General features: G+C 55.4%; 27 protein-coding genes. 20 read left to right on the plus strand and 7 right to left on the minus strand.

Annotated elements, in window-relative coordinates:
- Nucleotides 1-483 carry a DUF2938 family protein gene (locus ACRBB0_RS16010; RefSeq protein ID WP_431375455.1) on the minus strand — a complete coding sequence of 161 codons (483 nt, stop codon included), beginning with the start codon at nucleotides 481-483 and terminating at the stop codon, nucleotides 1-3.
- Between the two features lie 67 nt (nucleotides 484-550).
- Between ACRBB0_RS16010 and ACRBB0_RS16015 the strand changes: the two genes are divergently transcribed.
- The 5 genes from ACRBB0_RS16015 (at nucleotide 551) to ACRBB0_RS16035 (ending at nucleotide 4,228) form a co-directional block, all read left to right on the plus strand.
- Entirely contained in the window at nucleotides 551-955 is a 405-nt protein-coding gene (locus ACRBB0_RS16015) for a MerR family transcriptional regulator (protein ID WP_431375456.1), read from the plus strand.
- A gap of 67 nt (nucleotides 956-1,022) precedes the next feature.
- The gene (locus tag ACRBB0_RS16020; RefSeq protein ID WP_431375457.1) at nucleotides 1,023-1,907 is read left to right on the plus strand and encodes an S-methyl-5'-thioadenosine phosphorylase; all 885 of its coding nucleotides are present in this window, start codon (nucleotides 1,023-1,025) and stop codon (nucleotides 1,905-1,907) included.
- A 209-nt stretch (nucleotides 1,908-2,116) separates the two neighbouring features.
- Nucleotides 2,117-2,581: a DUF2927 domain-containing protein gene (locus ACRBB0_RS16025; RefSeq protein WP_431375458.1), complete on the plus strand. Its 465-nt coding sequence runs from the start codon at nucleotides 2,117-2,119 to the stop codon at nucleotides 2,579-2,581.
- A 3-nt stretch (nucleotides 2,582-2,584) separates the two neighbouring features.
- Nucleotides 2,585-3,208: a LysE family translocator gene (locus tag ACRBB0_RS16030; RefSeq protein WP_431375459.1), complete on the plus strand. Its 624-nt coding sequence runs from the start codon at nucleotides 2,585-2,587 to the stop codon at nucleotides 3,206-3,208.
- Nucleotides 3,209-3,688: 480 nt separating this feature from the next.
- A complete protein-coding gene (locus ACRBB0_RS16035) occupies nucleotides 3,689-4,228 on the plus strand; it encodes an adenine phosphoribosyltransferase (RefSeq protein ID WP_431375460.1) in 540 nt (179 codons plus the stop codon).
- A 116-nt stretch (nucleotides 4,229-4,344) separates the two neighbouring features.
- Here ACRBB0_RS16035 and phaZ read toward each other — a convergent pair whose 3' ends face one another.
- On the minus strand, nucleotides 4,345-5,637 hold the full coding sequence (phaZ, locus tag ACRBB0_RS16040; RefSeq protein WP_431375461.1) for a polyhydroxyalkanoate depolymerase: 1,293 nt from the start codon (nucleotides 5,635-5,637) through the stop codon (nucleotides 4,345-4,347).
- A 131-nt stretch (nucleotides 5,638-5,768) separates the two neighbouring features.
- Between phaZ and ACRBB0_RS16045 the strand changes: the two genes are divergently transcribed.
- The 3 genes from ACRBB0_RS16045 to ACRBB0_RS16055 all read left to right on the plus strand — a co-directional run bounded on the left by ACRBB0_RS16045 (nucleotide 5,769) and on the right by ACRBB0_RS16055 (nucleotide 8,713).
- The gene (locus ACRBB0_RS16045) at nucleotides 5,769-7,571 is read left to right on the plus strand and encodes a PHA/PHB synthase family protein (protein ID WP_431375462.1); all 1,803 of its coding nucleotides are present in this window, start codon (nucleotides 5,769-5,771) and stop codon (nucleotides 7,569-7,571) included.
- 123 nt (nucleotides 7,572-7,694) lie between these two features.
- Entirely contained in the window at nucleotides 7,695-8,135 is a 441-nt protein-coding gene (locus ACRBB0_RS16050; protein WP_431375810.1) for a phasin, PhaP, read from the plus strand.
- Nucleotides 8,136-8,350: 215 nt separating this feature from the next.
- Entirely contained in the window at nucleotides 8,351-8,713 is a 363-nt protein-coding gene (locus tag ACRBB0_RS16055) for a hypothetical protein (RefSeq protein WP_431375463.1), read from the plus strand.
- Between the two features lie 81 nt (nucleotides 8,714-8,794).
- On the opposite strand, the gene ACRBB0_RS16060 is transcribed toward ACRBB0_RS16055, so the two are convergent.
- Entirely contained in the window at nucleotides 8,795-9,421 is a 627-nt protein-coding gene (locus tag ACRBB0_RS16060) for a 3-oxoacid CoA-transferase subunit B (protein WP_431375464.1), read from the minus strand.
- Complete coding sequence (locus tag ACRBB0_RS16065) at nucleotides 9,421-10,125, minus strand: CoA transferase subunit A (protein ID WP_431375465.1); 705 nt, start codon at nucleotides 10,123-10,125, stop codon at nucleotides 9,421-9,423. Before ACRBB0_RS16065 ends, ACRBB0_RS16060 begins: the two co-directional genes overlap by 1 nt.
- 272 nt (nucleotides 10,126-10,397) lie before the next feature.
- On the opposite strand from ACRBB0_RS16065, the gene ACRBB0_RS16070 reads away from it, so the two are divergent.
- Nucleotides 10,398-10,940 (plus strand): RNA polymerase sigma factor, encoded by a 543-nt coding sequence (locus ACRBB0_RS16070; protein WP_431375466.1) that lies wholly within the window; start codon nucleotides 10,398-10,400, stop codon nucleotides 10,938-10,940.
- Entirely contained in the window at nucleotides 10,933-11,310 is a 378-nt protein-coding gene (locus tag ACRBB0_RS16075) for a DUF6768 family protein (protein ID WP_431375467.1), read from the plus strand. Before ACRBB0_RS16070 ends, ACRBB0_RS16075 begins: the two co-directional genes overlap by 8 nt.
- Before the next feature lie 43 nt (nucleotides 11,311-11,353).
- Here the strand turns inward: ACRBB0_RS16075 and topA are convergent, their stop codons facing one another.
- Complete coding sequence (gene topA / locus ACRBB0_RS16080) at nucleotides 11,354-14,062, minus strand: type I DNA topoisomerase (RefSeq protein ID WP_431375468.1); 2,709 nt, start codon at nucleotides 14,060-14,062, stop codon at nucleotides 11,354-11,356.
- Between the two features lie 165 nt (nucleotides 14,063-14,227).
- Between topA and ACRBB0_RS16085 the strand changes: the two genes are divergently transcribed.
- On the plus strand, nucleotides 14,228-14,671 hold the full coding sequence (locus ACRBB0_RS16085; protein ID WP_431375469.1) for a hypothetical protein: 444 nt from the start codon (nucleotides 14,228-14,230) through the stop codon (nucleotides 14,669-14,671).
- Nucleotides 14,672-14,674: 3 nt separating this feature from the next.
- Here the strand turns inward: ACRBB0_RS16085 and dprA are convergent, their stop codons facing one another.
- Both dprA and tldD read right to left on the minus strand, forming a co-directional pair.
- Nucleotides 14,675-15,889 carry a DNA-processing protein DprA gene (gene dprA, locus ACRBB0_RS16090; protein WP_431375470.1) on the minus strand — a complete coding sequence of 405 codons (1,215 nt, stop codon included), beginning with the start codon at nucleotides 15,887-15,889 and terminating at the stop codon, nucleotides 14,675-14,677.
- A gap of 207 nt (nucleotides 15,890-16,096) precedes the next feature.
- Entirely contained in the window at nucleotides 16,097-17,518 is a 1,422-nt protein-coding gene (gene tldD, locus ACRBB0_RS16095; protein WP_431375471.1) for a metalloprotease TldD, read from the minus strand.
- 179 nt (nucleotides 17,519-17,697) lie between these two features.
- Here tldD and coxB point away from each other — a divergent pair, with 179 nt between their 5' ends.
- The 9 genes from coxB to ACRBB0_RS16140 all read left to right on the plus strand — a co-directional run bounded on the left by coxB (nucleotide 17,698) and on the right by ACRBB0_RS16140 (nucleotide 25,172).
- On the plus strand, nucleotides 17,698-18,564 hold the full coding sequence (gene coxB, locus ACRBB0_RS16100) for a cytochrome c oxidase subunit II (RefSeq protein ID WP_431375472.1): 867 nt from the start codon (nucleotides 17,698-17,700) through the stop codon (nucleotides 18,562-18,564).
- Nucleotides 18,565-18,659: 95 nt separating this feature from the next.
- Nucleotides 18,660-19,595, plus strand: coding sequence for a heme o synthase (gene cyoE, locus ACRBB0_RS16105; RefSeq protein ID WP_431375473.1), 936 nt, complete (start codon nucleotides 18,660-18,662; stop codon nucleotides 19,593-19,595).
- Complete coding sequence (locus tag ACRBB0_RS16110) at nucleotides 19,592-19,759, plus strand: hypothetical protein (RefSeq protein WP_431375474.1); 168 nt, start codon at nucleotides 19,592-19,594, stop codon at nucleotides 19,757-19,759. Before cyoE ends, ACRBB0_RS16110 begins: the two co-directional genes overlap by 4 nt.
- Nucleotides 19,749-20,333, plus strand: a complete 585-nt coding sequence (locus ACRBB0_RS16115) for a cytochrome c oxidase assembly protein (RefSeq protein ID WP_431375475.1) — start codon at nucleotides 19,749-19,751, stop codon at nucleotides 20,331-20,333. The genes ACRBB0_RS16110 and ACRBB0_RS16115 overlap by 11 nt, the downstream gene beginning before the upstream one ends.
- Before the next feature lie 19 nt (nucleotides 20,334-20,352).
- Nucleotides 20,353-21,162, plus strand: coding sequence for a cytochrome c oxidase subunit 3 (locus ACRBB0_RS16120; RefSeq protein ID WP_431375476.1), 810 nt, complete (start codon nucleotides 20,353-20,355; stop codon nucleotides 21,160-21,162).
- 99 nt (nucleotides 21,163-21,261) lie between these two features.
- The gene (locus tag ACRBB0_RS16125) at nucleotides 21,262-21,933 is read left to right on the plus strand and encodes an SURF1 family protein (protein ID WP_431375477.1); all 672 of its coding nucleotides are present in this window, start codon (nucleotides 21,262-21,264) and stop codon (nucleotides 21,931-21,933) included.
- Nucleotides 21,934-21,937: 4 nt separating this feature from the next.
- Entirely contained in the window at nucleotides 21,938-23,326 is a 1,389-nt protein-coding gene (gene thrC, locus ACRBB0_RS16130) for a threonine synthase (protein WP_431375478.1), read from the plus strand.
- Nucleotides 23,323-24,585 carry a M16 family metallopeptidase gene (locus ACRBB0_RS16135; RefSeq protein WP_431375479.1) on the plus strand — a complete coding sequence of 421 codons (1,263 nt, stop codon included), beginning with the start codon at nucleotides 23,323-23,325 and terminating at the stop codon, nucleotides 24,583-24,585. Before thrC ends, ACRBB0_RS16135 begins: the two co-directional genes overlap by 4 nt.
- Nucleotides 24,585-25,172 (plus strand): GNAT family N-acetyltransferase, encoded by a 588-nt coding sequence (locus ACRBB0_RS16140; protein ID WP_431375480.1) that lies wholly within the window; start codon nucleotides 24,585-24,587, stop codon nucleotides 25,170-25,172. The genes ACRBB0_RS16135 and ACRBB0_RS16140 overlap by 1 nt, the downstream gene beginning before the upstream one ends.
- Nucleotides 25,173-25,273 lie beyond the last annotated feature (101 nt).

Genomic DNA, 25,273 nt, shown 5'->3' on the forward strand with positions numbered 1-25,273 from the left:
TCAGAGAATGTAGGCAGCCAAGGCAACGGCCACATAGTGTCCGATGCCGTAACTGAAATGCGCAAACAGGCTTCGTACTCGGGCCAAGGGCGGGGTTGGGGTACGACTGGCGAAAAAGCCGAAACCAAAACACGGCATCATAATAAGGAATGGCATGGCAACCGTCGCAATCCCAAATCCGACGTGCAGCCAAACCGATGGCACAAGCGCCACCTCAATCCCGACAATCAGCCCCAGACACAGTGCAAAACCGGCACCAATCAAGTAATGAGCGCCCCATCCGAGCGGCTTTTCGCCCTGGATACGGGCGGAGGTCATGATTGAGGCATGCGCAAATTTCCCATGCCCCCAATGCCCGATCCATCGCCCAACCAAGGCATAATCGAGCCCGAAAATCCCCGTCAGGCGTGCTTTCCCCCAAGCCACGACATCCATAAACGCCGTCGCGCCCAACCCAGTGGCCATCAAAACGATCCAATCCATTCCCATATCTCCGATATCTCTTTAAGACGGCGGGCAACCTGCCACTTGAAGCGCGATTGAGGTCAACATGGAATTGCTAGACATTTCGGACGTCGCCGAACAATCCGGCATGACAGCGTCTGCGTTGCGATATTATGAAAAGCGTGGGCTTATCGAAGCCCTTGGGCGCAAAGGCCTCCGTCGCCAGTATGAACCCTCAGTCCTGCCACGGCTGGCATTGATCCAAATGTGCCAGACTGCGGGTTTCACATTGCAAGAAACAGCTGATCTTTTGCCAAATGAGCCGCGGTTTTCACTTGATCGGGTCAAGATCGACCGTCGAGCCGACGAGATAGACGCGCAGATCGCCAATTTACAACGGCTTGCAAAGCTGTTGCGCCACATCGCCAAATGTAGCGCCCCAAGCCACGCGGAATGCCCTTCCTTTCAAGCCACCTTGGCCGAGCTGGCAAACCAAAAACGCAGCGCGTGATACCTTTCCTTTTCAGCCTGCGCAGTGCACAAATAACAGCAAGCAAAACACCTATGGGTTCCATGACATGACACAAACAATGATCGGCGTGATTGGCGGTTCGGGCATCTATGACATTGACGGTTTAGAGAGCGCAGAGTGGATCGATGTCGCCAGCCCGTGGGGCACCCCTTCGGACCAAATTTTAACCGGTACGCTGGGTGGTGTGAAAATGGCGTTTCTGCCGCGTCACGGACGCGGACATGTCCATAGCCCGACCACTGTTCCATACCGCGCGAACATCGACGCGTTGAAACGTCTGGGCGTGACCGATGTGATTTCAGTGTCGGCCTGTGGGTCCTTTCGCGAAGAATACGCTCCAGGCCATTTTGTTGTGGTTGATCAATTCATTGACCGAACCTTTGCCCGTGACAAAAGCTTCTTTGGCACCGGATGTGTTGCCCATGTGAGCGTGGCCCATCCCACCTGCCCCCGCCTAGGTGACGCGTGTTATCAAGCGGGCCTGGACGCGGGCATTACAATCCACAAGGGCGGCACGTATCTGGCGATGGAAGGGCCGCAATTCTCGACATTGGCGGAATCTAAGTTGTATCGCGAACAATGGGGCGCAGATGTGATCGGCATGACCAATATGCCCGAAGCCAAACTGGCCCGCGAAGCAGAGCTTTGTTACGCCTCCATCGCGATGGTGACCGATTACGACAGCTGGCACCCAGATCATGGCGAAGTTGACGTCACCGACATCATCAAGACACTGATGGGGAACTCAGAAAAGGGTCGGGACATGGTGCGCCGCCTCCCTGCCCTTCTCGGGACAGAGCGCGATGTTTGCCCGCATGGCTGTGACAGGGCGCTGGAATTTGCAGTGATGACCGCCCCAGACAAACGCGATCCGGCGTTGGTGGCAAAGTTGGATGCGGTCGCTGGCCGTGTCCTTGGGGCACAAGCCTAATCCTGCGGATGCAGATGGTGCGATGGATAGGTCTCTGCTGTTGCTTGGCCCAATCGGCGTATGCGCAGGAATTTGTTGAAACCAATGGCCCCCTTACTGACGATGCCTTTTATCGGCTGGTGTCCTGCGCTGCGCATCCCGACGGTCCATGCCAAAAGGAACAGCTTCGCTGGCCACAGGGAGCCCGCCTTCGGGTTAGCCTCGAGCCCATGGATCGCGCCTTTCTTGGCGGCAAGAAAAAGCGCGCAGGGGCGGCATTGGTTCGTGCGCTTCAGCATTTAAACAAGGCGTCTTTCAACCTGTCGCTGACCCAGGTCCCGCCAGAGAACGACGCAGACATCCGCATTTACTTCATTGATACCGATGGAGAGGCCCCCATTTCCGGTCGTAATATCAACGGTGTAGATGGCCAGACCGTCAAGGGCGCGCGGGTGTTGGTATGGGCTGACGAGGGGACAATCACCCGTAGCGTGATCATTTTTGGCACCCGCCTCAATATTCGCAGCTACGAAAGCGCAATGCTTGAGGAAATCACCCAAGCGCTCGGGCTCTTGACCGATATTCGGAACCCTGATTACGATGGCATCTCGATTTTTTCGCAGGACAGCAACGCTTCCAAAACCCTTGGCCCACAGGACATAGTGGCCCTGCAACGCCATTATCCACCGGAGTAACCCATGAGTTTTGATCTTTGGCTCGCTTTTGCGGCGGCAACCTGTGTCTTACTAATCATTCCCGGCCCGACGATTCTGTTGGTATTGAGCTATGCTTTGACCAAAGGCCGCTCCGTTGCTGTGGCATCTGCTGCCGGCGTCGCCATGGGGGATTTCATCGCCATGAGCCTATCACTCGCAGGGCTCGGCGCGTTGGTTGCCACCTCAGCGACCCTGTTCACGGCGCTCAAATGGGCTGGCGCGGTGTATTTGATCTACCTCGGCGTGAAACTGATCCGCTCTGCCCCGACCGACGGTCTGAGCCTTCCTGAGACAGAGATTTCTGCCAAGGGTATCTTTGCCCACAACGCGGCGGTGACCGCTCTCAACCCCAAAAGCATCGCTTTCTTTATTGCTTTCGTTCCGCAATTTGTAGACAGCACCGCGCCGCTTTTGCCGCAGTTTGCCATTTTGATCAGTACGTTTGTTGGCCTCGCCACTTTGAACGCCCTGGCCTATGCGCTGGCCGCGGATCGCCTGCGAAAAGTAATCGACCGCCCATCGGTGATTGCATGGATCACCCGCGCTGGCGGTGCGGTTTTGATCGCAATGGGCGTGTTCACCGCAACCTTGCGGCGCGCGGCCTAAGCCCTAATCCTCGCCTAAATCTCATCGGCGTTTTCTTTCAAAAAACGCCGAATAAACAGCCGAACCTCCCTTGAGGCGGAGCTGTCCAGCGCCTTGCACATGTCAACAAAAGCGTCTCGTTCCTCTCGGTCAAGGCGCAAAACCAGCTGTGCATCCTTGCCCTTTGGCTTCTTTTTCTTGTCGTCCTTGGACAAAAAGACCTCACGTTATTTGAATTTTAAGTAAATACTACGTATATACAAATTACAGCACACGCACAGCAAGATGCTATTCTTAAAACGGGGTATTAACAATGAATCCAATGCTAGCAAAGACTTTCTTCATCAACGATCGCCTCAACGGATCTCGCCCACAGCTGCGCTGGTTGCCACAAAAACTCTATACGTGGCGTCTAAAAAAGCGCTGACCTCCGGCTTGGGTCTTGCTATGTGCGCCGCGCTCCGACACTAGAGGGCGGCTTTGATCGCGCAGGAGAGACCCATGCCCGCCCAACCTCAAGTTCGTGACTACATCCGCACAATCGTGGATTTTCCGCACGAAGGTATTCTGTTTCGAGATGTCACAACACTCTTCGCTGACCCGCGTGGATTTCGCATGGCCATCGATCAGCTGCTTCATCCATATGCGGGCGTTCGCTTTGACAAGGTGATTGGCCTAGAAGCCCGCGGCTTTATCTTGGGCGGTGCCGTCGCGCATCAGCTCTCGGCGGGATTTGTTCCGATCCGCAAAAAGGGCAAGCTTCCCGGTGCGGTCATTTCAGAAGAATACACTCTGGAATATGGGGAAGCCGTGGTTGAAATCCATGATGAGGCCATTCAGCCCGGTGAAAAAGTGCTGGTTGTCGATGATCTCCTGGCCACGGGGGGCACCGCCGAAGCCGGGATCAAATTGATCGAACGCCTGGGAGGTGAAATCATCGGCTGTGCGTTTATCGTGGACCTTCCCGAGCTTGGCGGGCGCAAAAAACTCGAAGATATGGGAATGGATGTCCACGTTCTGTGCGAATTCGAAGGTCTTTGACCGGCGCTCGCGGCGTTCTGGATGGCACCCTGAGGACGTCGCCCACGGCGTAAGGACGAAACAACAAGAGCGCGCCCATGGGCGCGCCCCTTTTAACAACATCTAACCTTTTGACTTTAAGCCGCGCTGCTTTTTACAGCTTTCAACTTGGCTTTTCCCTTGGGGGCAGGCTTTTTGGGGCCAGAATTGGAATCGATAAAGTCCAAAACCAATGGGCGAATATTGTTCCGCCAGCTTTTACCGGCAAAAATTCCGTAGTGCCCTGCACCAGGTTCCAAATGTGACGCCTTCATCTCATCAGGAAGACCCGTGCACAAATCCAGAGCCGCCACACATTGACCGGGTGCAGAAATGTCATCTTTTGAGCCTTCGACGGTTTTAACCGCCACATTGGTAATCGCTCCGATGTCGACTTTATGACCGTCGACCACAAACTCATTTGCCGCGATTTCGCCCTTCTTAAAGATTCTCTCCACCGTCGACAGGTAAAACTCCGCCGGCATATCCATCACAGCGAGGTATTCGTCGTAGAATCGGTTGTGCGCATCGTGGTCCGACGCTTCGCCGCGACACACGCGCATGATCTGATCCCGGAACGCTTGGCTGTGACGCTCACCATTCATGCTCATGAACGATGATAGCTGCAGCAGGCCAGGATAGACCATCCGGCCGACGCCTTTATACTTGAACCCGACCCGTTGGATCATTGTCTCTTCGAGCTGGCCCATCGTCACACGGTGGCCAAAATCGGTCACCTCAGTGGGCGACGCATTGGGATCAATTGGACCGCCAATCAACGTCAGTGTCCGTGGCTGTGCATCAGGGTTCAACTCAGCCAGGTAAGCCGTCGCGGCAAGCGTCAAAGGTGCTGGCTGACAGATCGCAATCACATGCGTATCAGGGCCAAGTTCCTTCATGAATTCCATCAGATAGAGCGTGTAGTCCTCGACATCAAACTTGCCGGCAGAGACCGGAATGTCGCGGGCATTGTGCCAATCTGTTATGTAGACTTCACAGTTTGTAATCAAGGACTTAACTGTTGAACGAAGCAGGGTCGCATAATGGCCCGACATCGGGGCAACCAACAGGATCTTGCGCGGTTGCTCCTCGCGGCCAGAAACATCGAAATGGATCAGATCGCCGAAGGGTTTTTCCACGACCGTTTCGACATTCACCAGATGGTCTTTGCCATCGTCGCATGTGAATGTCCGAATCCCCCAATCGGGTTTCACCACCATACGTTCAAAGGTGCGTTCCGTGACTTCGCCCCAAGCCGCCGCCCATTCCAATGCTGGATTTGGAAAGACTGAGAACATGGGATACGACGCCACGGTCTTGGCGGTCGCGCCCAGCCACTGGTTGGTGTTACGGACCGTTTCCATCAGATCATAGGTCGCCATATAGCGCATGCGTGCCACTCCTTACCGTGTCAAAGGGGGCGCATATTTCTGCGCCATTTGCCCCGAGCCAATTCGTCGCTTTGCCGCAAAGGCAACCCGACGCTATGCTGCGGATGCGAAGATAGGGGGAATTTGCATCAATGACAACGAACGACGTTGACGCAGGCCAAAGTCGCGCCCGAATGGAAGCGAATTTGACCAAAATTGAAGAGTTACAGCAGCGGCTTGTCGCGGCATTAACCAAGAAACAACAAATACCTGCCTCCTTGAATGGACCTGAGGCCACGCTTTATGCAAAAGCCGGTCAGAGTTACTGGCAAGAGGCCATGCAAAACCCGGCAAAGTTGATTGAACAGCAGGTTCAATACTGGGGCCAAACCATGCAGCATTTTGCTGAGGCGCAAAAAGCGTTTGCCTCTGGCAAAATGGCAGCACCAGAAAACACGGGCCCTAAGGATCGCCGTTTTGCGAACCCTTTGTGGAACACCAACCCATATTTCAACTTTATCAAGCAACAGTACCAGATCAACGGTGAGGCGATCCGTAAGGCGGTCGAAAGCATCGAAGATCTCGATGCCACGGAAAAACGCCGTTTGCGCTACTTTGCTCAGCAGATCACAGATATGCTGGCACCGACCAATTTCTTTGCCACCAATCCCGACGCCTTGGAACGCGCGATCCAGACGGATGGCGAAAGCCTTGTCAAAGGGCTCGAAAACCTTGTGGCAGATGTGGAAGCCAATCAGGGCGAGCTGATTGTTCGTCTCGTGGATGAAACAGCCTTTGAAGTTGGCGGAAATATCGCCACAGCAGAGGGCAAGGTTGTCTACCGGAATCGGATGATGGAGCTGATTCAGTACTCTCCTACGACCGAAAAGGTACATGAAATACCTATCGTTTTGTTCCCGCCGTGGATCAACAAGTTTTACATTCTCGATCTCAAAGAGAAAAACAGCATGATCCGTTGGATTGTGGATCAAGGGTATACGCTGTTTGTCGTTAGCTGGATCAACCCCGATGAGGCCTATTCAGACGTTGGCCTCGAAGACTACATCGAAGAGGGCTATTTGACGGCCTTCAACATCGCGCGCGAGATTTGCGGGACCGAACAAGTCAACGCCGTTGGGTATTGCATTGCGGGCACCACATTGTCGTTGACCCTGTCGCTCTTGAAGAAGCGCAAACAAAAAGTGGTGAAATCGGCCACGTTCTTTACCACGCTGACTGACTTTAGCGATCAGGGTGAATTTACACCCTTCCTTCAGAACGATTTCATCGACGGCATCGAAGAAGAAATCGACAACAAAGGCATGTTGTCGTCCTTTATTATGGCGCGAACGTTTTCGTTCCTGCGGTCTAACGACCTGATTTATGGCCCCGCGATCAAAAGCTATATGATGGGTGAGACACCTCCGGCGTTTGATTTGCTCTATTGGAATGGCGATGGTGCCAATCTGCCCGGCAAGATGACCATGCAATATCTGCGGGGCCTTTGTCAGCGGAACGAGTTTTCGAACGGAACCTTTGAGTTGTTTGGTGAAACCCTGTCCTTGAAGGACGTTGATGTTCCTTTGATGTCGATCGCGACCGAAACCGATCACATTGCGGCAGCGCGCGACGTCTATCGCGGGGTGCAGCAGATGGGTTCACGGTCGAAAACCTTTGTCTTGGGCGAATCCGGCCACATTGCAGGTATTGTGAACCCACCCAGCAAGGTGAAATACGGTCATTTTCTGAATGATGATCTGAGTGCCGATTTTGACAGCTGGCGCAATGCAGCAACGCAGCACGAGGGCTCATGGTGGCCACAATGGGGGGCGTGGCTCAAGAAGCGTTCGGGCAAGCAAGTGACGGCTCGCGCTCCGGGTGATTCGACTTACAAAGCACTCGCCCCTGCTCCTGGAACCTATGTTCAGATAAAAGCTGTGAAGCAAAAACAGTAGTTTAGCAAAAATCATGCTGCGTCGCAGAAATTTCACTTGAAATGCCGCGATGCAGCATGCATATTGTTTGCAGCTGCAGCACACGGGGTGGGCCCGGAGGCAGCGGAACTAAGGATTTGTAAGATGGCACAAGCTCAAGATTTCACCGCTGCACTCAAAGACGCTCTGGGTGCTTTCCCTGTTGACACCAAAGCCATGGAAGATGCGTTCAAATCGCAAGCGACCATGAACGAAAAGCTGGCCGGCGTTGCGCTGGAAGCTGCTGAAAAATCTTCCGAGCTGTCTGCAGCATGGACAAAAGACACTCTGGCCAAACTGGCTGACATCACTGCTGTTAAAGCAGAGCCAGCTGACTACGCCAAAGCCGCAACTGATTTCGCTTCCGCTCAGGCTGAAGTTGCTGCCGAAAACATGGCCGCCTTCGCTGAAATCGCGAAAAAAGTTCAGATGGACACCGTTGAGCTGCTGATGGCTGCTGGCAAAGACCTGCAAGAAGATGCAACTGCCGCAGTTAAAAAAGCCACTGACGAAGTGACCAAAGCCGCGAAAAAGACAGCTGCTTAAGCATATCGACCCTGACGGGTTGAACAGATAATTGTGCCCCTCCTCCCAATCAGGCACAATTACCTTGAGGCGGGTTCCCTAGCGGAGCCTGCCTTTACTTTTGGGACCGGCCCTTTTTGCAGGTAAGGAATGGCTGACCGTCAATCATGCCATTTTGCGCACGGTGTCATGCACTGCTTTACTATAGCTGTCGCAGACAACATCGGAGGCAAAAAATGCGTTGCCTGATCGCCGCCCTAATCCTTGGTCTCATCACCGCCCATTCTGCAACTGCACAAGAGCGCGTGCTGAGATGGCAAAACCTAGACCCAACCACCACAGAGGCATTGCTGCAAAAGCTAGAGACAGCTGGATTTGAATTGCAAGACATGCGCCCGCTCAGCTTGATCGTTACGCAACAGGCCTGCAGCGCCGGGTGTACTGTTCGTGCTGCCGGATGCGCCTGCCCTAAAACGGACGCGCCCTGCCCCCAAGGCCAAAGCGAAAGCCCAGGCGGCGCGCTCTGCAGCGGCCCCTTGTCAGGCGTTCAGATCATGTTGGAAGACGGCCGGGTCAGCGCGCCGGTAGCCCTGCCTTAGGGTCTGCGTCCCAGCACGCGGCAAAGAAAAAAGGCCGCAAGGTTTCCCCTGCGGCCTTTGGTACAAATTAGTTCGATGATCTTAGACAATCGTCGCCTCGGTCGCAGCGCGGAACTCTTCCTCGCTCACACCATCAGCCAGTTCGACGATTTTCAAGCCGCCTTCAACCACATCCATCACACCCAGATTCGTGATGATCCGGTCCACAACTTTCTGGCCGGTGAGCGGCAGCGTGCATTCTTTTAGAACCTTGGACACACCATGTTTGTTGGTGTGATCCATCACAACAACCACACGCCCAACACCAGCAACGAGATCCATCGCGCCGCCCATGCCTTTGACCAGCTTGCCGGGGATCATCCAGTTTGCCAAATCACCGTTTTCGGCCACTTCCATCGCGCCAAGGATCGCCATAGCAATCTTGCCGCCACGGATCATCGCAAAACTCTGCGCGCTATCGAAATAAGCCGTCTGAGGCAGCTCAGTGATGGTTTGCTTACCAGCGTTGATCAGGTCTGCATCCTCGTCACCCGCAAAAGGGAACGGGCCCATGCCCAGCATGCCGTTTTCGGATTGCAGCGTGACTTCAACACCTTCGGGGATATAGTTCGACACCAGCGTCGGAATACCGATACCGAGGTTCACATACCAACCGTCTTGCAGCTCTTGTGCGGCGCGGGCCGCCATTTGGTTACGATCCCAAGGCATTATGCTTCCTCCCGCTTGCGCACAGTGCGCTGTTCAATCCGCTTTTCATGATCGCCCTGGATGATGCGATGCACGTAAATTCCGGGCAAGTGAATGGTATCGGGGTCAAGCGAACCTGTTGGAACGATTTCTTCAACCTCAACAACACACAGTTTGCCACATGTCGCAGCAGGCGCATTGAAGTTTCGCGCCGTTTTGCGGAACACCAGATTGCCGGTTTCGTCGGCTTTCCACGCTTTTACAATGGCAAGATCGGCAAAAATTCCTTCTTCCATGATAAAGGTTTCGCCGTTGAAGTCCTTGTGGTCCTTGCCCTCGGCGATGACCGTGCCCACACCCGTTTTGGTGTAGAACCCAGGAATACCGGCCCCACCCGCGCGCATGCGCTCGGCCAAGGTGCCCTGCGGATTGAACTCAAGCTCAAGCTCACCCGACAGGTATTGGCGCATGAATTCCGCGTTCTCGCCCACATAGGAAGAGATCATTTTGCGAACCTGCTTGGTCTGCAACAAGATTCCGATGCCAAAATCATCAACGCCTGCATTGTTGGACGCAAAGGTCAGATCCTTAACGCCACTTTGCTTGATCGCCTCAAGAAGCAGTTCTGGAATGCCGCAGAGGCCAAATCCGCCTGATGCAACCAGCATTCCGTCCGTCAAAACGCCGTCCAGCGCTTCTGCGGCCGAGCCGTATACTTTCTTCATGATGTCCTCCCTTGGAACACGTGCCTAGAACAGGTCGATGAAGGGAGTTGTGACGCCCGATAGTTAACCTGTCAACAAATTCGCCGCAACGCAGCAAAGAGTGAATTTAAATCACCCTTAGGTTGCGTGCTTCGCGTCGCATTTTATCAATAAATATATAGAACTGTAATTCATATTGAGATTCTTCCTTGGGTTGTTTTACCTATTTCATCTAACAAAATGAACCTTTTGTCTCCCGTGGCGCACTCTCTAACATAAGCTCAGGAGAGGACATGTCAGACACAAGACGCGCTTACGAAGAGTATTTGGTTGCTCAGGTCCGAATGGGCCGCGAAGAGGCCGCAATCGCCCTTGTGGAGCTGCGCGGGCCAAGGCTTATGCTGCATGCAACCCGATTATTGGGGAATCACGAGGAAGCGCAGGACGCCGTCCAAGATGCGTGGATCGAGGTTTTCAAAGGGCTCAAAGGGCTGCGCAACGACGCCGCCTTTCCCGTCTGGGCTTTGCGGATCGTGACACGAAAATGCGCCCAGTTGATCAAAGGCAAACAACGCGACAGATCGCTGGCTCGGGCCCTGGCACCTGTTTTGCCACAAGTGATAGAGCCTCCGCCCGGCGTTTCCCGCGATCTGGCCCGCGCTATTGCCGACCTTCCGGCAGGTCAAGCAACTGCCGTGGCGCTGTTTTATATCGAAGGGCTGAGCGTGATCGAAGTGTCCATTGCCTTGGACATCCCGGTCGGAACCGTAAAATCGCGCCTGTCCTTGGCGCGCCAATCCCTAAAATCCGCATTGCAAGGAGACCATGATGCCTGACGTTTTCGAAAAAGATCTCGACGCCCAGATCAAAGCCGCCCTCACCAGGCAAGATCGGGAAATCTTGGAAGCCACACAAGAGCTTGGCTGGTTTCAGTTGGGTCTGAATCAATTTACCGGCAAGCTTGGGTGGGTGACCTGGGTGCTTATTATCCAACAGCTGGCAATGTTCGTTGTCGCGATCTGGTGCGCCGTAAACTTCTTTGCTGCGACCGACGTTTTGCCAGCCCTCAGATGGGGGCTGAGCTCGGCGGTTTTAATGCTGGCGTCCTTGCAGATAAAGCTGAGCCTCATGCCGCAAATGCAGGCAGACCGTGTCATTCGCGAGGTAAAACGCCTTCAGCTGATGATTGCCGCCAAAGACGGCTAGCACGAGTCAAACAAAAGCCCGGCCATAACAGCCGGGCTTTTCATTATTCGGTATCTGCGGCCTTCTTGGCCGCCGGTTTCTTGGCTGCTGGCTTCTTGGCAGCCGTCTTTTTCGCCGCGGGCTTTTTCTTGGGGGCAGCCTTCTTTTTCGGTGCCTTCTTGGTTTTTTCCGCGATCAACTCGACCGCCATCTCAACCGTGACATCCTTTGGTTCGGTGCCTTTGGGGATCGTCGTATTGACCTTCTCCCACTTCACATAGGGCCCATAGCGCCCTTCCATGATGCTCATCCCGCCACCATCCGGGTGGTCACCAAGCTCGCGCAGGGCTTTTGCCGCCGCGCCGCGTCCGCGCCCCGGGTTGGCACGTTTATGAGCCAGCAATTCCACCGCATGGTTCATGCCAACTTCAAACATCTCATTGTATTGCTTGAAGTTTACGTAAACTGGCTTCTCATCGCCGGGCAGCTTGTGCATGATATAGGGCCCGAACCGGCCCAAATTCCCGCTGATCCGCCCGCCTTCGGGGTGATCCCCAACATGGCGTGGCAAGCTGAGCAACTGCACCGCCTGTTCAAGCGTGGTCTGATCTTTTGGCCAGCCGCCATTTCGCGCCAAAGGCAACGACGTCCGTTTCGGCTTTTTATTTTCTGGCGTGACTTCTCCACGCTGAACATAGGGGCCATAACGCCCATCTTTCAGCCAGATTTCATCACCCTGATCTTCGCCCAGCAGCTTTTCTTCGCCCTCGGCCCCTTCGCCGGCAATCGGCCGCGTATAGGTGCATTCAGGATAATTACCGCATCCGACAAACCCACCCGTACGTGAGGTTTTCAGGTGCAACTGACCCGTTCCGCATTTCTGGCAAATCCGCGGATCCGACCCGTCTTCACGTGGCGGATACAGTTGAGGTGCCAAAGCATCGTCCAAAACATCGAGAACTTCCGACACTCGAAGTTCTGTCGTTTCCTCAATCGCGACCGAGAAGTCGCGCCAAAATTTGCTGAGTACGTCAACATATTCGGTCTCACCTGCCGACACATGGTCAAGCTCATCTTCCATCGCAGCGGTGAAATCATACTCAACGTAGCGCTTAAAGAAGTTGAGCAAAAAGATCGTCACAATCCGCCCACGTTCTTCTGGGAAGAGGCGGTTTTGTTCTTTGCGAACATAGGCATGTTCTTCGAGGCGCGTCAGGATCGAGGCATAGGTCGACGGGCGCCCAATGCCCAATTCTTCCATGCGCTTAACCAATGTCGCCTCAGTGTAGCGCGGAGGGGGCTGGGTAAAGCTTTGCAACCCCAATACCGCAGCATCCTCCGACATCACAGCAGCGTCACAGCGTTGCATGCCACCGTCGTCAACCAAGGCACCACCCGTACCGGCCGCTTTGTCATAAGCAGCTTGCAGCGCACCAGAGCCAAAGCCCGCAGCCTCCCCCAGCATGATCTGGGGCAGCCGTTTGTCGTCATCTTCGACCGGCTCATCGCGGCCTTCTTCATAGACTTTAAGGAACCCGTCGAACAACACAACCTGACCGCTGGCCCGAAGCACAACCTGCCCGTCCTCGCTTCCAACTTCGACTGTTGTTCGCTCAAGCTTGGCGCTTTCCATCTGGCACGCCAGAGTCCGCTTCCAAATCAGATCATAGAGCTTGCGCTGATCATCTTCAGAAAGCTTTAGGCTTGACGCATCGCGTGTCATATCCGTTGGGCGAATACATTCATGCGCCTCTTGGGCATTTTTCGCCTTGTTTTTATAGACGCGCGGGCTTCCCGGGACATATTCCGCCCCATACCGATCCGCGATGGCATCACGCGCGGCCGTCACCGCCTCAGGGGCCATATCGATCCCGTCGGTCCGCATATATGTGATGTGCCCGGCTTCATACAAACGCTGCGCTGCATTCATTGTCTGGCGCGCGCCCATCCCAAATTTGCGGCTGGCTTCTTGTTGCAAGGTCGACGTCATAAACGGTGCCGATGGGTTTCGGCTTGCCGGTTTGGCTTCGACTTTGGTGACCGACAGGCTCCGCGATGTTATCGCTTGAACAGCCATTTCCGCTTGGGTCGCGTTTTCCAGGTCAAACTTGTCGAGCTTATTGCCCGCCAAAACCGTCAACCGCGCCTCGTAACTTTGGCCCCGTGGTGTCGAGAGCTGTGCCTTGACCGTCCAATATTCACGCGGATTAAAGGCTTCGATTTCCATCTCGCGCTCAACAATCAGACGCAAAGACACCGATTGCACGCGCCCCGCCGCCTTGGCCCCCGGCAGTTTACGCCAAAGCACAGGCGACAAGCCAAATCCAACCAGCCGATCAAGCGCGCGACGCGCCAAATAGGCTTCGACCAACGGCATATCAATGTCACGCGGCGCAGCCATGGCTTCTGTCACAGCCGTTTTGGTGATCGCGTTGAATGTGACACGGCTCACATGGGTCGATTTCTTGATGGAACGGCGCTTGGTGAGCGCTTCTTTCAGGTGCCAACTGATGGCCTCACCTTCGCGATCAGGGTCAGTCGCGAGGATCAGTTCATCATCGGTTTTCAGAGCATTTGCGATCGCGGCAACATGTTTTCGCGAATCGGTGGGCACTTCCCAAGTCATCTCAAAATCTTGCTCAGTGTCGACCGCAGTGCCCTTACGCGGGAGGTCCCGCACATGCCCATACGAGGCCAGAACCGTATAGTCGGAGCCGAGATATTTGTTGATAGTCTTGGCCTTAGCCGGGGATTCCACAACAACGACTGGCATATTACTCTGAACCTCTTCGTAAAATTCGCAGGGCCTCTTTTCGGGCCGCATATGGCCGCGCAGAGTGAAGGGCGCAAGGGGGAATTGTCAATGTAGGCAACTTAGACACGTGGCAACAAGTTTTTGATTGCGGTATAATTGGGCATATCAACAGGAGGGTTTTTCATGCGTTTTTCGGCACTTGCTGCATCCATTGCATTCGCAACAACACTGCCATTCCAAGCGGTTGCGTGGGAGGAACCGCAGCGCGGATCGCAAATTCGCAATGATTTGATGGATGCCATGCGCCCCCATGCCGAAGCGGTTTTCGGCGCACCCGTGGTTTTTGTGGTGCAGGAGCTGCGGGTTGAGGGGGATGTTGCTTTTGGCATGCTGAAACCAGTCCGGCCGGGTGGCCAAGAAATTGGATTTGACGATTTGGGCCCGCGGTACCGTGAATACGAGGATCGGGAATATTGGAGCGGTGCAGACATGCAGGTCTTGTATGAACGCTCCGGTCGAACCTGGGTTGCGACACACCAGACGTTTGGCGCTACGGATGCGTGGTGGGCCGATACGCAGTTTTGCCCCAAATGGCACCCGGTCATTTTGGAAGTTTGCGCCAATTGACCATCAATGTCGTGTGCCGTCTGGATCAGTATTGCGTTCAGGGGTCAAGGACAGCAACCCGCCGGGTTGGCGTTGCACACGGCCCTCTAATTCCAAATCTGTCAAAACCGGCGATACGTCGCCGGATCCGACCCCGAGATCACGAATGAGCTGATCTTCTGCGACCGGAGATGGCCCGAGTTGTTGTAAGATTTGCAGGTGCAGATTTGCTGTCTCGCGCAAACTTCGGCGGGGTGGCGGGCCCTCAGGGAGAGATCTCAGAATATCACCGGGAGGTATCGAATCTTCAAAACCCGGAAATTCGGCTTGTTGAGCCGGCTCAGATGGCGGCAAGGCCTCAAGGATGTCCTCAGTGTTGCGCACCAAACGCGCCCCATCCCGGATCAGGATATTGCACCCGCTGGCGCGGGCATCCATCGGGTGACCCGGAACAGCCAGAACTTCACGCCCTTGATCCAGCGCGCAACGCGCGGTGATGAGCGAGCCGGATTTGGCTGCGGCTTCCACAACGACAACGGCACGTGACAAGCCAGAAACGATCCTGTTGCGCATTGGGAAATGCCGCGCCGTTGGTTGAAGGCCCATAGGTTGTTCGCTGATCAAAGCGCCCCCCTTGGTCACGATTTCTTCGGCCAATCGGGTGTTTTCTGACGGGTAGAGAACGTCAACTCCACCGGCCATAACGGCGATTGTCCCATGATCAACGGCTTCGACATGGGCTGCGGTATCAATACCACGTGCGAGACCTGACACGACTTGATACCCCGCAGCGCCCAAACCGCCCGAGAGAGAACGTGCCATACGTAGCCCAAGAGACGATGCATTGCGCGCGCCAACCAAGGCCACCATGGGACGCGTGAGTGCAGCCGGATCACCAACAACCCAAAGCATCGGAGGCGCATCCGACAGTTCTGCTAAATCAGCTGGATAATTTGGATCGCCGTGGCATATCAGCTGCGCACCGCGCATACGTCCGGCTTTGAGTTCGGCATGAACAACGCCTTCTGGGCAGACCTCATAGCGCTGCACACCAGCGGATCGCGCCACATCAGGCAAAGCATCAAGCGCATTTTGCGCGCTGCCATGTTCGGAAAGAAGACGCCAGAAGGTTGAAATTCCTACCCGGCGTGACCGCAAGAGACGGAGCCACGACACACGGACATCTTCCGTGGTGGGTGGGAGTGGGGGGTGAGTGGAAGAGTAGCTGTTGTCGCGCATCTTAGCCCCGTCGTCTTGCACCTATAGGGGTAGCGCAATGAGGGTTAATCACCGGTAAACTGCAGCAAGTTTCTGCAGTTTTAGTTACAAAGCGTTGAAACAAAGCGTTTTTTAATGCATCTTATTCAGATGACGTCGCGGCAAACCCTTGGGTCGCCGCGAAATTCAGTCGAATCGATTAACCATTTTCGCGGGATTCGCTGAATGTCAGCCCCCCGCTCCCCCGACCGTCAGCCCCCCGATCCGCACAGTTGGCTGCCCAACCCCGACCGGAACCCACTGACCTGCTTTGCCGCAATTGCCCATGCCAGGATCAAGCGCCATGTCGTTGCCGAGCGCTTGAATACGTTTCAACGCATTTGCGCCATCGCCGATTAATGTCGCCCCTTTGACCGGAGCACCGACTTTGCCGTTTTTGACGCGATACGCTTCTGTGCAGGAAAACACGAATTTGCCGTTGGTGATATCAACCTGCCCGCCCCCAAAGCCGACGGCCCAAATGCCATCTTCCAGCCCGGAAACAATGTCGGACGGATCGTCTTGGCCACCTAACATATAGGTGTTGGTCATGCGTGGCATCGGGACATGCGCATAGCTTTCGCGGCGCCCATTTCCGGTGGGCTTGTCGCCCATCAACCGGGCATTTTGCCGGTCTTGCATATAGCCCACCAACACACCGTCCTCGATCAGCACGTTTTTACCAGAGGGCGTGCCTTCGTCATCAACGGAAATCGAACCACGACGGTCTGGTATTGTCCCGTCATCCAAAACGGTGACCCCTTTTGCCGCGACCTGCTCCCCCATGAGCCCGGCAAACACAGATGATCCCTTGCGGTTCGCATCGCCTTCCAACCCGTGCCCAATGGCTTCGTGTAGCAAAATACCGGGCCAGCCGGGACCAAGCACAATGTCCATTACGCCCGCCGGTGCCGGTTCTGCCTCGAGGTTGACCAAAGCGATGCGCAGCGCTTCGCGGGCTTTGGACTGCCAGTCTTGCGGATCCAGCAAGCCGTCAAGGGCCACCCGGCCACCACCGCCCGCTGTCCCAGATTCGCGACGCCCGTCTTTTTCAACAATCACAGAAACATTCACCCGCGTCATCGGGCGCACATCCATAACCAAACCGCCTTCGGGCCGTAAAATCGCGATTTCCTGCAAAGACGCCGCGATTGTCGCCGTCACTTGCACAACACGCGAATCAAGATCGCGGGCAAAGGCATCTATTTCACGCAATGTTGCGATCTTGACCGGGAAATCAGCCCCGGCAATCGGATCATTGTCAGTATAAAGACGCTTATTTGTACCAGCAGGCGGCGGAGCAAGAACACCGCCCCCCTGGCCAACCGCAAGACGCGCTGTCTCAGAGGCGCGCAACAGCGCCGATTCACTTATTTCAGTGGCATGGGCATATCCCGCCACCTCTTGATTGACCGCCCGCAAACCAAACCCTTCTGAGGCATCATAGCTTGCGGTTTTAACCCGACCATCGTCAAAAACCAACGATTCCGAGCGCTTACGCTCCAAGAACAGCTCTCCATCCTCAGCCCCGGCTAGGGCATCTCGCAGTATTTGGGTGCTCTTGTCTAAGTCGAGATGGGTCTCAAACGGGCGGAAAGGGGCGTCACTCATGGGGGCCTCGATTTGATCTGGATCAAGAAAAGCGGCGCTTTGCCGCAAGGGTGGTACTTTATAGGTGCACCAGAATATGATTTTAAACGCACAGAACGCAATGGGAGGTGAGGGAGTCGGTTTGCCGGTGCCCTCCTTTTTCCGTAAGTAACAGAATTCGAAACCGATCAGGGTGAGATATGCAACTGAAGACGATGCTGACGGGCCTGGCGGCCACTTTCCTGGCTGCACCCGCGCTGGCACAAGAGCTCGAAATCGTGGGGAAACCTGTCGATGGTGCCATGGGATGGCAACCCCCCGCAACGAGCCTGGCCGAGCAGCTGCAAGGCCTGGACCACCTGCTGTTGGTGATCATCACGATCATCACATTGTTTGTGACCGGCCTGTTGGCCTTTGTGATTCTTCGTCACAACCGCCGCGCCAACCCAACCCCCGCCAGCTTTACCCACAACACCCCGCTTGAGATTGCCTGGACGATCGTTCCAATCGCGATTCTTGTGGTTATTGGGGCCTTTTCGCTGCCCGTGCTTTTCGCGCAGCAGGAAATTCCCGAGGGTGACATCACCATCAAAGTAACCGGTTACCAGTGGTACTGGGGTTATGAATATGTCGGCGAAGACGAGCTGGCCTTTGACAGCTACATGATCGGTGCCGGTGAAAACCGTATGTCTCCTGACGTTGAGGCCGAACTGGTCGAAGCGGGTTATGCCAAGGAAGATTTCCTTTTGGCCACCGACACAGCCGTTGTTGTGCCTATCGGCAAAACCGTTGTGATGCAGGTGACCGGTGCGGACGTGATCCACTCCTGGACCATCCCCGCCTTTGGTGTGAAACAAGACGCCGTTCCTGGCCGTCTTGCGGAACTCTGGTTCACACCTGAGCGCGAAGGCATCTATTTTGGTCAGTGTTCTGAGCTCTGTGGTATCGCCCACGCTTATATGCCCATCACCGTCAAAGTGGTTTCCGAAGCGGCTTATGATGCTTGGGTTGAGGCCAACAAAGGCGGCGCGGACTATGTCGACGTCAGCACTTTCTTGACCAACTAATCCTAATTGGGGCCCTGCCCCACCATAAAATAGATTGGCGCGGCACTCGCGCCATCTGACTTCTTAAACACTCAAGACCCAAGCGGACACAGCACATGAGCGACGCCAGCTTTCAAAGCAAGCCCATCGAAAACGAGGCACAGTTCGGCGACTTTTTCGCCTTGCTCAAGCCACGTGTGATGACGCTTGTGGTCTTTACCGCCTTTGTTGGTCTGCTCGCCGCGCCCATGCCTGTGCATCCCTTTGTCGGGTTCTGCGCGATCTTGTTCATCGCCATCGGTGGCGGCGCGTCTGGCGCATTGAACATGTGGTACGACGCGGACATCGACGCTGTGATGAAGCGCACCAAGGGCCGTCCGATCCCCGCAGGCCGCGTTACCCGCGAAGAGGCCTTTGCCTTTGGCATCACCCTGTCGGTCTTTGCCTGCGTCTTTCTTGGCCTTGCCACCAATTGGCTGGCCGGTGGGTTGCTGGCCTTTACCATCTTCTTTTATGTGGTGATATACACCATGTGGCTCAAGCGTTTGACGCCGCAAAACATCGTTATTGGCGGTGCCGCCGGGGCCTTCCCCCCGATGATCGGCTGGGCCGCCGCGACGGGCGAAATCTCGACCGCCTCTGTTTTGATGTTCTGCCTGACATTCATGTGGACGCCGCCGCATTTCTGGGCGCTCTGCCTGTTCATGCGCAGCGATTATGACGATGCTGGCGTTCCAATGTTGACTGTGACCCATGGCCGCCCGGCGACACGCCGCCACATCCTTGGTTACACAGCCCTGCTTGCAACCCTAGCCATCGCCCTTGGCTTTACCCAAGTGGGTGGATGGGTTTACCTGAGCGTCGCCGTTGTGCTGAACGCCTTGTTCCTCAAGGGGGCATATGACATCTACCGCCGCGACGAAGACATGTCCGAAGCCGACAACTTTGCCGCCGAGCGTAAATTCTTCAAACTTTCCTTGCTCTATCTCTTCGCCCATTTTGGAGCGATTTTGATCGAAGCTGGGCTTGATAAATTCGGAGCCCTGCTGTGAGCCTGACCAAACAACACGAATTGCATGCGCGCCGCAAAGGCCGCAATATCGGCCTCGGCCTGACTTTGGCGGCCTTTGTCGCCATCATCATGGGGTTGACCGTTGTCAAAGTCACAAGCCCGGAATTTCGGATGCCTGCTGCGGAGACTGCGAATGGCAACTGACCCGAAAACCAAAACAGTGCTGCAATTGGTTGGCGTCGTCGTCACCATGGGCGCATTGGCATGGGCTTCGGTCCCGTTTTACGACTGGTTCTGCCGAGTTACGGGTTTTGGCGGCACGCCCAACATTGCCGAAGGTCCCGCCGGTGAGATTCTGGATCAGACCATCAAAGTGCGGTTTGACGCATCGTTGGAACGCAATATGCCATGGGAATTCAAACCCATGCAGCTTGAGATGGAATTGCGCATCGGCGAAGAAGGCATGGCCTTTTACGAGGCGTATAACCCAACCGACAAACCGGTCGCGGGTCAGGCGTCTTACAACGTCGCCCCCTATTCCGCTGGTGGTTACTTCTCAAAAATTGAGTGTTTTTGCTTTACCGAGCAAGTGCTTCAACCCGGTGAGCGTGTGCAAATGCCGGTGGTTTTCTTTGTCGATCCTGACATTATCAATGACAGCGACGCCAAACATACCGGCCACATCACGCTTTCCTACACCTTTTACCAAATCGACTTGCCCAACGATGCGCAGGCCGCTTTGACATCAACAACAGACGCTCAAACGTCTTTGAACTAACGCGAAACGAGGACAGAATATGGCCCACGCCAAGAACCACGATTATCACATTCTGAACCCCTCTATCTGGCCCCTTCTGGGCTCGGTTGCAGGTTTCATCATGCTTTTCGGCGCCGTCATGTGGATGAGCAAAGATAGCCCATGGATGTTCCTGATCGGCTTTGTTGGCGTTTTGTACGTCATGTTTGGCTGGTGGTCGGAAACCGTGGCGGAAAACCAAGTTGGTGATCACACACCCGTTGTTCTGATCGGCCTGCGCTACGGCTTTATCCTGTTCATCATGTCGGAAATCATGTTCTTCTTTGCTTGGTTCTGGAGCTTTTTCAAGCACGCCATGTATCCGATGCACCCCGAAGGTCTGAGCCCGGCCATTGATGGCGTTTGGCCCCCAGTTGGCATCGAAACATTTGACCCTTGGCATCTTCCGCTGATCAACACGTTGATTCTGCTGTGCTCTGGTGCGGCAGCGACATGGGCCCACCACGCTCTGGTTCACGAAGAAGACAACCGTCAGGACATCAAGTCTGGCCTGACCATCGCCATCGTTCTTGGCCTGATCTTCACCGTGTTTCAGGCATATGAATATGGCCACGCAGCCTTTGGCTTTGGCGGCAACATCTACGGCGCGAACTTCTTCATGGCGACAGGCTTCCACGGCTTCCACGTGATTGTCGGCACCATCTTTCTGTTCATCTGCCTGATGCGGGTTTTGCGCGGTCACTTCACCGCCACCAACCACCTCGGCTTTGAGGCTGCGGCCTGGTACTGGCACTTCGTTGACGTTGTTTGGCTGTTTCTGTTCGTCGCAGTCTATGTCTGGGGCGGCTAAGCCAACCTTTCGGCTTGAAACCCAACCGATGGAATGAAAAAACAAGGCGCGCCCACTGTGGCGCGTCTTGCTCGTTAAAGCCTCTGGATATTTGCCGTCGTGAAACGCCTCATTGCCCCAATGTTGATTGGCCTAGTCGGAGCCGCCATTCTCGTTGCGCTTGGCACATGGCAACTACAACGCCTATCCTGGAAGTCAGACATCCTGGATGAAATCGACCGTGTGATCGTCGCCGAGGCCCAGCCCCTGCCCCAGATGATCTATCCGAGCGAACAACGGTATTTACCCGTCACAATGCAAGGTACAGTCGAAGACGGTGCTTTGTTTGTGCTGGTCTCTGTCAAACGGCGCGGGCCGGGTTGGCGGGTGATTTCGCCCTTCACCACGCAGGACGGTCGGCGCGTGCTATTGGATCGTGGGTTTGTTCCCACCGACAAAAAGGATGCGGAGCGTTTCACAGGCACGGCACAGATCCTTGGCAACATGCACTGGCCCGATGATCGCAACAGCTCGACGCCTGAAAATGACGTTGCCAAGAACACATGGTTCGCCCGCGACATCGCCCAAATGGCCGAAGTGTTGGATACCGAACCGCTCCTTATTATCACCCGCAACATGTCGCCTGCGGATGAGGGTGTCATGCCCCTGCCCGTCGACAGTTCCGGTGTGGCGAATGACCACTTGCAATATGCCATAACCTGGTTCTCTCTGGCCGGGATATGGATTTTGATGACTGGCGTCTGGATACGACGCCTAATGCACAAAGGCTAACCCAATGAAATATGTCTCGACCCGTGGCAATGCACCGGAACTAAGCTTTGCTGACGCGATGTTGACCGGGCTGGCCCGTGACGGCGGGCTATACGTCCCCGCAGAAATCCCGGTGATGAGCACCGATGACATCCGTGCCTTGCAAGGGTTGAGCTATGAGGAAACTGCCTTTCGGATCATGAAGCCATTTGTGTCCGAGAGCTTCAGCGATGACGAATTGCGCGGTTGTATCACCCGCGCCTATGCTGGGTTTGGCCACAATGCCCGCGCGCCCATGGTGCAACTGGCCCCCAACCATTTCTTGCTCGAGCTGTTCCACGGCCCAACCTTGGCATTCAAAGATTTCGCCATGCAAATGATCGGCCAGCTGTTTCAAGTTGAGCTGACAAAACGCCAAGAACACGTGACCATCGTTGGGGCAACTTCGGGCGATACGGGCTCGGCGGCGATCGAAGCCTTCAAGGGACTTGATGCCGTAGACGTCTTTATCCTCTACCCCCATGGCCGTGTGTCCGAAGTGCAGCGCCGCCAGATGACAACCCCGTCAGAAAGCAATGTGCACGCGCTGGCGATGGACGGCCATTTTGACGATTGTCAGGCCCGTCTCAAAGATATGTTCAACCATTTCGAATTCCGCGACGGTGTAAAACTTGCCGGTGTCAATTCGATCAACTGGGCGCGGGTTTTGGTACAGGTGGTGTACTATTTTAGCGCGGCGGCCTCCCTGGGGGCCCCGGATCGCAAGATCAGTTTTACTGTGCCGACCGGCAACTTCGGTGATATTTTCGCAGGATACATCGCCAAGAAAATGGGCCTGCCTATTGATCGGCTGGTGGTCGCGACCAATCAAAACGATATCCTGCATCGCTGCCTGAGCACGGGCGCGTACCAAAAAGGCGAGGTCGCGCCGTCGATCAGCCCGTCGATGGATATTCAGGTCAGCTCCAATTTCGAACGCGCGCTTTACTTTGCCTATGATCAAGACGGTGCCGCCGTGGCGCAATTGATGGATGAGCTGGCAAATGGCGGCTTCAACGTTTCTCAAGGGGCTTTGCAGGCCCTGCGCGAAGACTTTGATTCAGGCCGCGTGTCCGAAGATGAAACCCTCGCCTTTATTGCTCAGGCCAACGAGACAATGGGCGAACTGCTTTGCCCGCATTCTGCCATTGCAGCCAAAATCGGCGAAGAAAGTCGTGTTCCGACCACGCCGATGGTCTCTTTGGCCACCGCGCATCCGGCAAAATTCCCCGATGCAGTGGAAAACGCGTCGGGCATTCGTCCGCCTCTTCCCAATCGCATGGCAGACCTTTATGAGCGTTCCGAACGGGTGACCCGGGTTCCAAATGACCTGACAGCCCTGGAGACCCTCATTCAGGAGCGTATCGCCAAGTGACTGTCCAACTCGCCACGTTATCCAATGGCTTTCGCATCGTGACCGAACACATGCCAGGGCTGCAATCTGCTGCCCTCGGCATTTGGGTCACCGCTGGTGGCCGCAATGAACGCCCCGAGCAAAACGGCGTGGCACATTTCCTTGAACACATGGCGTTCAAAGGAACCGAGCGACGCAGTGCGCTTCAGATTGCCGAAGAGATTGAAGATGTTGGCGGCTATATCAACGCCTATACATCCCGCGAAGTCACCGCCTATTACGCCCGTGTTTTGGCCGGCGATACTGCGCTGGCGATGGATGTAATTGCTGACATTTTGCTCAATCCGGTTTTCGACCAAAAAGAGATCGAGACCGAGCGACATGTGATCTTGCAAGAAATCGGGCAGGCGCGCGATACGCCTGACGATGTGATTTTTGATTGGTTGCAAGAGAAAGCCTATCCCGATCAGCCAATCGGACGCACTATTCTGGGCGAAGCGGATAGGGTTCGCAGTTTTGGTCGTGATGATTTGTCGACCTTTATCTCCGAACATTACGGACCTGATCAGATGATCCTGTCTGCCGCAGGCGGTGTTGACCACGACACATTGGTTGCACAGGCTGAAACCTTGTTTGGGCACATTCCAGCCCGCAGCGCGCCCAGCTTTGCCAAGGCATTGTATAAAGGGGGCGAAAGCCGCGAGATCAAAGATCTTGAACAGGCGCATATGGCGCTGGCGTTCGAAGGTCCCGGTTATCGCGACGATGATTTCTATGCGGCGCAGATCTATTCCAGCGCTTTGGGCGGCGGCATGTCTTCGCGCCTCTTCCAGGAAATCCGTGAAAAACGCGGATTGTGCTACACAATTTTTGCCCAGAGCGGAGCCTATGCCGACACCGGAATGACCACGATCTATGCAGGGACAAGCGGCGAAGAGCTTGGCGATCTGGCCATGCTGACCATCGACGAGATGAAGCGCGCCGCCGAAGATATGAGCCAATCAGAGATTGATCGTGCCCGCGCCCAAATGAAGGCCGGTTTGCTGATGGGGCTTGAAAGCCCAGCCAGCCGTGCCGAGCGTATGGCCCGTATGGTCCAGATTTGGGGCCGTGTGCCACCAATCGAAGACACGGTGAAACGCATTGACGCAGTGACCGTGCAGGATGTTTTGACCTTCGCGCAATCACAAGCGGCCAAGGCGGCCCCCTCTCTGGCCCTGTATGGCCCGATTTCCGGGGCACCGACTTTGGCTGATCTTCAGGCGCGCAGGGCGGCCTAATGCTAAGTTTGCGGCGCAAGTTGAAGCTCGAGACCGAGCGGTTGACACTACGCCCACCTGTGCATGGTGACTTTGCCGCGTGGTCCGCCTTGCGCGCGCAAAGCCGTGACTTCCTGACCCCATGGGAGCCAAGTTGGTCCGCGGATCATCTGAGCCGTCGCGCCTTTACGAACCGCGTTTATTGGGCAGCGCGCTCTGTATCAGGTGGCACCGCAGTGCCGCTATTCTTGGTCCGGCGCAACGATGGGGCGCTGCTTGGGGCGATTACACTCGATAATATTCGGCGCGGCCCGTCTCAGGCTGGCACGCTTGGATATTGGATCGGAGAGCCATACGCGCGTCACGGGTATATGCGCGAAGCCATTTCCGCTGTTGTCCATCACAGCTTCGAAAAGCTCGGCCTGAGCCGGATTGAAGCGGCCTGCCTGCCCGAAAACGTGGCCTCACGCGGATTGCTCGAAGCGTCACATTTCAAATATGAAGGCGTCGCACAAAGCTATCTTCAGATCAATGGCCGCTGGCGCACCCATGTTCTTTACGCCGCCTTGCGGATGGATCGGCGCGGCAAGAGCACCGCTGGCCTATAAGACCACGCTGTTGTGCAAGGGTCGGCATGCCCCTTGCTCCCTTCCCCCCAAGGGGGAAGGTCAGGTTGGGGGGCCAACACCAAGCACGCCGTATCAGCGTC

The sequence above is a fragment of the Pelagimonas sp. genome (assembly GCF_050633425.1).
In the GTDB taxonomy this organism is placed as follows: Bacteria; Pseudomonadota; Alphaproteobacteria; order Rhodobacterales; family Rhodobacteraceae; genus Pelagimonas.